Origin of the sequence: Nocardioides sp. (genome assembly GCF_004803405.1) — a bacterium.
GTDB classification, from domain to species: Bacteria; Actinomycetota; Actinomycetes; order Propionibacteriales; family Nocardioidaceae; genus Nocardioides; species Nocardioides vastitatis.
Genome location: NZ_SSXI01000295.1, coordinates 1 through 6,688 on the forward strand (window position 1 = coordinate 1; position 6,688 = coordinate 6,688).

Here is a 6,688-nt window from a genome sequence, read left to right on the forward strand (position 1 = left end):
CCGGCGGTGCGCGGACCGGTGCTCCCGGTCGCGGCGGCCCCGGTGCCGGTGCCGGTGCTCCGGGTCGTCCCGGTGGCGCTCCCGGTGGCTTCGCCGGTCCTGGCGGTCGCCCCGGCGGCGGTCGTCCCGGCCAGCGTGGACAGACCCAGGGTGCGTTCGGTCGCCCGGGCGGTCCCGCCCGCCGAGGCCGCAAGTCCAAGCGGGCCCGTCGCCAGGAGTTCGAGGCCATGGAGGCCCCGACGATCGGCGGCATGCGGGTCCGCAAGGGCAACGGTGAGACCATTCGTCTCGCCCGCGGCTCCTCGCTGACCGACTTCGCCGACAAGATCGGCGTGGACGCGGCCTCCCTCGTGCAGATGCTCTTCCACCTCGGCGAGATGGTGACGGCCACCCAGTCGGTGGGCGACGAGACCCTCGAGCTGCTCGGCGACGAGCTCAACTACGTGGTCGAGGTCGTCTCGCCCGAGGACGAGGACCGCGAGCTGCTCGAGTCCTTCGACATCGAGTTCGGTGCCGACGAGGGCAACGAGGACGACCTGGTCATCCGCCCGCCGGTCGTGACCGTGATGGGTCACGTCGACCACGGAAAGACCAAGCTGCTCGACGCGCTGCGCGGTGCCAACGTGGTGGCCGGCGAGGCAGGTGGCATCACCCAGCACATCGGTGCCTACCAGGTGCACACCGATGTCGACGGCGAGGACCGCCGGATCACCTTCATCGACACCCCGGGTCACGAGGCGTTCACCGCCATGCGTGCCCGCGGCTCGCAGTCGTCGGACATCGCGATCCTCGTGGTCGCGGCGGACGACGGCGTGATGCCGCAGACGGTCGAGGCGCTCAACCACGCCAAGGCCGCCGGTGTCCCGATCGTGGTCGCGGTCAACAAGATCGACAAGCCGGAGGCGGACCCGACCAAGGTCCGTGGCCAGCTGACCGAGTACGGCCTGGTCCCCGAGGAGTACGGCGGCGACGCGATGTTCGTCGACGTCTCGGCCAAGTCGGGGATCAACCTCGACAAGCTGCTCGAGGCGGTCGTCCTGACGGCCGACGCCTCCCTGGACCTCCGGGCCAACCCCGGCCAGGACGCGCAGGGCCTCGTGGTCGAGGCGCACCTGGACCGCGGTCGCGGCCCGGTCGCCACGATCCTCGTCCAGCGCGGCACGCTGCGCGTCGGCGACTCGATCGTCGCCGGTCCGGCTCACGGCCGGGTCCGGGCGATGCTCGACGAGCACGGCGTGGAGATGGCCGAGGCCGACCCGGGTCGCCCCGCGATGGTCCTCGGGCTCTCGTCGGTGCCGGGTGCGGGTCAGAACTTCATCGTGGTCGAGGACGACCGCATGGCGCGTCAGATCGCCGAGAAGCGGGAGGCCCGCGAGCGGGCCGCCCTGCAGGCGAAGCGCCGCGTGCGTCGTACTCTCGAGGACTTCATGGCCTCCATGGAGAAGGGCGAGAGCCAGGAGCTCAACCTCATCCTCAAGGGCGATGTGTCCGGTTCGGTGGAGGCCCTCGAGGACGCGCTCGCGGCACTCGAGGTCGGCGAGGAGGTCTCGCTCCGGGTCATCGACCGCGGTGTGGGCGCCATCACCGAGGCCAACGTCAACCTGGCCGCGGCGTCGGACGCCATCATCATCGGCTTCAACGTCCGCGCGCAGGGCAAGGCCGCCGAGCTCGCCGACCGCGAGGGTGTCGAGATCAAGTACTACTCGGTCATCTACCAGGCGATCGAGGAGATCGAGGCCGCCCTCAAGGGCATGCTCAAGCCGGAGTACGAGGAGTCGACTCTCGGCCAGGCGGAGATCCGAGCGATCTTCCGCTCGTCGAAGATCGGCAACATCGCCGGCTGCATGGTCATCGGTGGTGTCATCCGGCGCAACGCCAAGGTGCGGGTGCTCCGCGACGGCGCCGTCGTCGCCGACAACCTCGACCTCGCCTCGCTCAAGCGGGAGAAGGACGACGCGTCGGAGGTCCGGGAAGGCTTCGAGTGCGGTCTCGTGCTCAGGAACTTCCAGGACATCAAGGAGGGCGACATCGTCGAGGCCTTCGAGATGCGAGAGATCCCCCGCAGCTGAGCTGCTGCACATGATGGCTGCGCCGCCCGTTCCCGTCCGGGGCGGGCGGCGCAGTCGTCCTACTGATAGGAACTGAGAATGGCCAGCCCCCGCGTGCGCAAGATCGCCGACCGGATCCGAGTGATCGTCGCCGAGATGCTCGAGCGACGGATCAAGGACCCTCGACTCGGCTTCGTGACGGTGACCGACGTCCGCCTCACCGGCGACGCGCAGAACGCCACGATCTACTACACCGTGCTCGGCGAGGACGCCGACCAGCAGTCCACGGCGGCCGCCCTGGAGTCGGCCAAGGGCCTGCTCCGCTCCGAGGTCGGCAAGCAGCTCGGCATGCGCCACGTGCCGTCCCTGGCCTTCGAGTTCGACGGGATCCCGGAGTCCGCTCGGCACCTCGACGAGGTGCTGGCCCGGGCCAAGGAGGCGGACGCCGCGGTCGCCGCGGCCCGGGAGGGCGCGCAGCCGGCGGGCGAGCCGGACCCGTACAAGAAGCCGCGCGAGATCGGCGACGACGTCGACGGGGATGAGTCGGACGCCGACGACCTCGGGGACGACGCCTAAGTGGCGGAGTCCGGGCTGGTCGTGGTCGACAAGCCCGCGGGAATGACGTCGCACGACGTCGTCGCCCGCGTACGTCGGACCATGGGGACCCGCAAGGTGGGGCACGCGGGCACCCTCGACCCGATGGCGACGGGCGTGCTCGTGCTCGGCGTCGAGCGCGCCACGCGTCTGCTCGGCCACCTGATGCTCACGGAGAAGACCTACTCCGCCACGGTCCGGCTCGGTGCCAGCACCACGACCGACGACGCCGAGGGTGAGGTCGTCGCCACGACGTCAGCGGCCCACCTGACGGAAGAGACGGTCCGCAACGCACTGCGCGCGTTCGAGGGGGACATCCTCCAGGTCCCGTCGACCGTCTCCGCGATCAAGGTCGACGGCCAGCGTGCCTACGCGCGCGCCCGAGCGGGCGAGGAGGTCGAGCTGAAGCCGCGACCGGTGACCATCCGTGAGATCGCGGCTGACAACTTCCGCCTCGACGGCGAGATGCTCGACCTGGAGATCCGGGTGGCCTGCTCGAGCGGCACCTACATCCGCGCGATCGCCCGCGACCTCGGCGACGCTCTCGGTGTGGGTGGCCACCTCACCGCCCTCCGGCGCCACTCGGTCGGCTCGTTCACGCTGGCGGATGCCAACACCGACCTCGACCACCTGCTCGTGACGCCGCTCGCTGTCGCTGCGCGGGCGTCGTTCCCCGCGCTCGACCTCGACGAGGACCAGGCCCAGGGGGTCCGCTACGGGCGACCACTGCCGGTCGCGATCGACGAGCTGACCGCGGTCTTCGCCCCGGACGGCGAGTTCCTCGCGCTCTACCGGCCCGAGGGCGACCTGGCGCGGCCGGCCGCGGTCTTCGTCGGCTGACTCAGAGGTTCTGCACGACTCGCGGACGGGTGCCCGGCCGGAGCCATGTGAGCAGCCAGCGCATGTCCCGCGGGTCGCCCACGCGGGTGCAGCCCTCGCTCGGCTCCCAGGGCCGGCCGGGCCGCGAGGTGTGGTAGAAGATCCCACTCCCTGCGCCCTGCACGGGCGCGGGCCCGGCGCCGGCGCGCAGGCGGACGTGGTTGTAGTCGACGACGAAGCCCGACCGCATCGACGGCCGGTCGCCGTCGGTACGCCACGGCTCCTCGACCCAGGTGTTGTAGAGCCGGCCGTTGTCGTCGGTGACGTTGCTGGTGGGCAGTCGGCGGCGCCACGGCATCCGGCCCGGGTTGGTGGCGGTCGTGGAGAAGGTGATCTTGATCCGGAACACCCCCACGGGCGTGCGCCCGTCGTCCTTCCTCGTCTTGCCCCAGCCCTGCGGCCCGATCGAGGAGCGGAACTCCCGCACCATGGTCCAGCGGCCGTGGCTCTTCGCCCACGCCTGGGTCACCGTGCAGTGGACCCGGGTGCACCACCGGTCGCTGGAGATCGTGCGGACCACCTGACGGGTCCTGGCAGGGATCCGCGCGGCCCACTCGGTCGACGTCGCGGCGGAGGACGCACGCGGGGCGGTCGGTGTCGCGGTCGAGGTCGCGGTAGAGGTCGCCGCAGGGACCGCGTCCGGCGCCGCGTTCGGTGTCGTGCACGCCGTCAGCGCCAGCACCCAGAGAAGTGCCGGCACCAGCCACTGCCGCCACCGCATGCTCTCGATCATGGCAGGTGGCGCGCGGTCAGCCTGCGTGGCCGGTCAGCGGTGTGGGAGAGTTGCCGCCGTGCGAGTGTGGCGCGACCTGACCGATGTCCCGGCCGAGCTCGGGCGCACGGTCGTCACGATAGGGAACTTCGACGGCATGCACCTCGGACACCAGCACGTCGTGCAGCGGGCGCGCGAGGTGGGTGCGGAGGTCGGCGTCGCCGACGTCGTCGCGGTCACCTTCGATCCCCATCCGATCGCGGTGCTGCGGCCCGAGCACGCGCCGCCGACGCTCACCACGATCGACGAGCGACTGCGCCTGTTGGGGGAGGCCGGCGTCGACGACGTCCTGGTCATCCCGTTCTCACGTCAGGTCGCGGCCTGGACGCCGGAGGAGTTCATCGACTGGATCCTGGTCGACACCCTGCATGCGAAGGCGGTCGTGGTCGGGGCCAACTTCCGGTTCGGCAACCGTGCCGCGGGTGACTGCAACCTGCTGCGTGAGGCCGGCAAGGACAACGACTTCGTGCTCGAGGAGGTCAGCCTCGACGGTGGGCCCCAGGTGTGGTCGTCGACGTACGTGCGGACCTGCCTCGCGGCGGGTGACGTGGCGGGCGCGGCGGAGGCGCTGGGCCGTCCCTTCACCGCGCGCGGGGTCGTCGTCGAGGGTGACAAGCGTGGCCGCGAGCTGGGCTTCCCGACGGCCAACGTGCCCGTCGGCCCCGGGGCGGCCGCGCCGGCAGACGGCGTCTACGCCGGCCGGCTGACCGTGCTCGACGGCCCGGACGCCGGGACCGTCCACCCCGCGGCGATCAGCGTGGGCACCAACCCGACGTTCGACGGGGAGCGTGAGCGGCGGGTCGAGTCCTACGTCCTGGACCGCACGGACCTCGAGCTCTACGGCCGTCAGGTCGAGGTGGCGTTCCTGGAGCGGCTCCGCGGCATGGTGCGCTTCGACTCCGTCGACGCACTGCTCGAGGCGATGGCCGACGACGTGACCCGCGCCCGGACGATCCTGGGCGCCTGACGTGGCTGACGGCACTCGTTCGGGTAACGGGTCGTCCGACGTGTCCGACGTGGCCGCGGCCGAGAGGTGGTTCGTGGACCACGGCCTGCCCTACTTCGTCGACGGCTACCGCGAGGCGGTGGCGAGGGGACTGCGCAGGGGGCGGATCGCGGCGGTGGTCGCGGTCGCCGTACTCCTCGGGACGGTCTCGGGAGTGCTCGCCGGGATGTCGCTGGGTCCGTCCGCCGGCCTCGGCAGTGGCCTGACCGTCGCGGTCGCGGTACTCGCCGTCTACGCCGTCGCGACGCTGCGCGCGTGGCTGATCGTCACCTGGGCGGTGGGTCGCACCTTCCGGTCTCTCGGGTTGATGTTCCCCCTCGTCACGCGCGCCCTGCCGCTGCTGCTCCTCTTCATCACCTTCCTCTTCATCAACGCGGAGGTCTGGCAGGTCGCGGCCAGCCTGGACGGCGGCGTGCTGTGGGTCACCGTGCTGCTCTTCGCCGCGGTGGCCGTGGGCTTCCTGCTGGCGCGACTGCCCGAGGAGCTCGACAGTGTCGACGACGAGGTGGAGGCCGCGCAGCTGATCGAGGCCTGTGCCGGCACCCCGCTCGAGTCCGCGGCGCGCGGCCTGGCGGAGCGGGTTGACCGCGTCGGCGCGGTCGACGCAGAGGTCTCGGGCCTGCAGAAGGCCAATCTCGTGCTGGTGCTGCTGGTGGCCCAGTCGGTCCAGGTGCTGCTGCTGGCTCTGGCCGTGTTCGCCTTCTTCATCGTGTTCGGCGTGGTGGTCATGGAGCCGGAGGTCGTCGGCTCGTGGACCAGCGAGGGCACCGTCCACGCCATCGCCGGACCGGTCGGCGAGTGGACAGGCGAGCGGCTCAGCCAGGAGCTGGTCCGGGTCTCGACCTTCCTCGCCGCGTTCAGTGGCCTGTACTTCACCGTCTACGCGGTGACCGACGAGCTCTACCGGCGCCAGTTCTTCTCGGTCGTCACCCGCGAGCTGGAGCGTGCGGTCAGCGCGCGCGTGGCCTACCGGTCGCTCCGCGACCCGGCGGCGTGGCATGAGTGACCGCCTTCCGGTCATCCTCGACTGCGACACCGGCACCGACGACGCGGTCGCGGTGATGCTCGCCGCGCTGCACCCCGACCTGGACCTGCTCGGGGTCACCACGGTGTGGGGCAACCACGACGTGGCCCACACCACCGACAACACCCTGCGAGTGCTGGACCTCCTCGGCCGCGGGGCCGTCGGTGTGCACGCGGGTCGCAACGCGCCGATCCGGCCGCGGATCGAGCCCCTGCCCAGCGGCCGCGCCGACCTGCATCCCGTTCTCGACCTGCCGGAGCCGGAGTCCGTCGCGTCGGGCGACGCGGTCGAGTGGCTGGTCGAGACGCTGCGCGCAGCGACCCAGCCGGTCGCACTGGTGCCGACCGGCCCGCTGACCAACCTCG

7 protein-coding genes are annotated in these 6,688 nt (G+C 71.5%); 6 read left to right on the forward strand and 1 reads right to left on the reverse strand.

Annotation, left to right across the window (positions count from 1 at the left end; genetic code table 11):
- From infB to truB, 3 genes are all read left to right on the forward strand, one after another.
- The coding region (infB, locus tag E7Z54_RS20650; RefSeq protein WP_136436622.1) for a translation initiation factor IF-2 at window positions 1-2,069 on the forward strand (2,069 nt) is incomplete at its 5' end.
- A gap of 72 nt (window positions 2,070-2,141) precedes the next feature.
- A complete protein-coding gene (rbfA, locus tag E7Z54_RS20655) occupies window positions 2,142-2,624 on the forward strand; it encodes a 30S ribosome-binding factor RbfA (RefSeq protein WP_240769815.1) in 483 nt (160 codons plus the stop codon).
- Window positions 2,625-3,482: a tRNA pseudouridine(55) synthase TruB gene (gene truB / locus E7Z54_RS20660; RefSeq protein WP_136436624.1), complete on the forward strand. Its 858-nt coding sequence runs from the start codon at window positions 2,625-2,627 to the stop codon at window positions 3,480-3,482.
- A 1-nt stretch (window position 3,483) separates the two neighbouring features.
- Here truB and E7Z54_RS20665 read toward each other — a convergent pair whose 3' ends face one another.
- Entirely contained in the window at window positions 3,484-4,242 is a 759-nt protein-coding gene (locus E7Z54_RS20665) for a L,D-transpeptidase family protein (RefSeq protein ID WP_136436625.1), read from the reverse strand.
- A gap of 70 nt (window positions 4,243-4,312) precedes the next feature.
- Between E7Z54_RS20665 and E7Z54_RS20670 the strand changes: the two genes are divergently transcribed.
- The 3 genes from E7Z54_RS20670 to E7Z54_RS20680 all read left to right on the forward strand — a co-directional run.
- Window positions 4,313-5,260 (forward strand): bifunctional riboflavin kinase/FAD synthetase, encoded by a 948-nt coding sequence (locus tag E7Z54_RS20670; protein WP_206056434.1) that lies wholly within the window; start codon window positions 4,313-4,315, stop codon window positions 5,258-5,260.
- Window positions 5,261-5,300: 40 nt separating this feature from the next.
- Window positions 5,301-6,305 (forward strand): hypothetical protein, encoded by a 1,005-nt coding sequence (locus tag E7Z54_RS20675; RefSeq protein WP_136436627.1) that lies wholly within the window; start codon window positions 5,301-5,303, stop codon window positions 6,303-6,305.
- On the forward strand, window positions 6,298-6,688 hold a 391-nt coding region (locus tag E7Z54_RS20680; protein ID WP_206056435.1), incomplete at its 3' end, for a nucleoside hydrolase. The genes E7Z54_RS20675 and E7Z54_RS20680, both read left to right, overlap by 8 nt.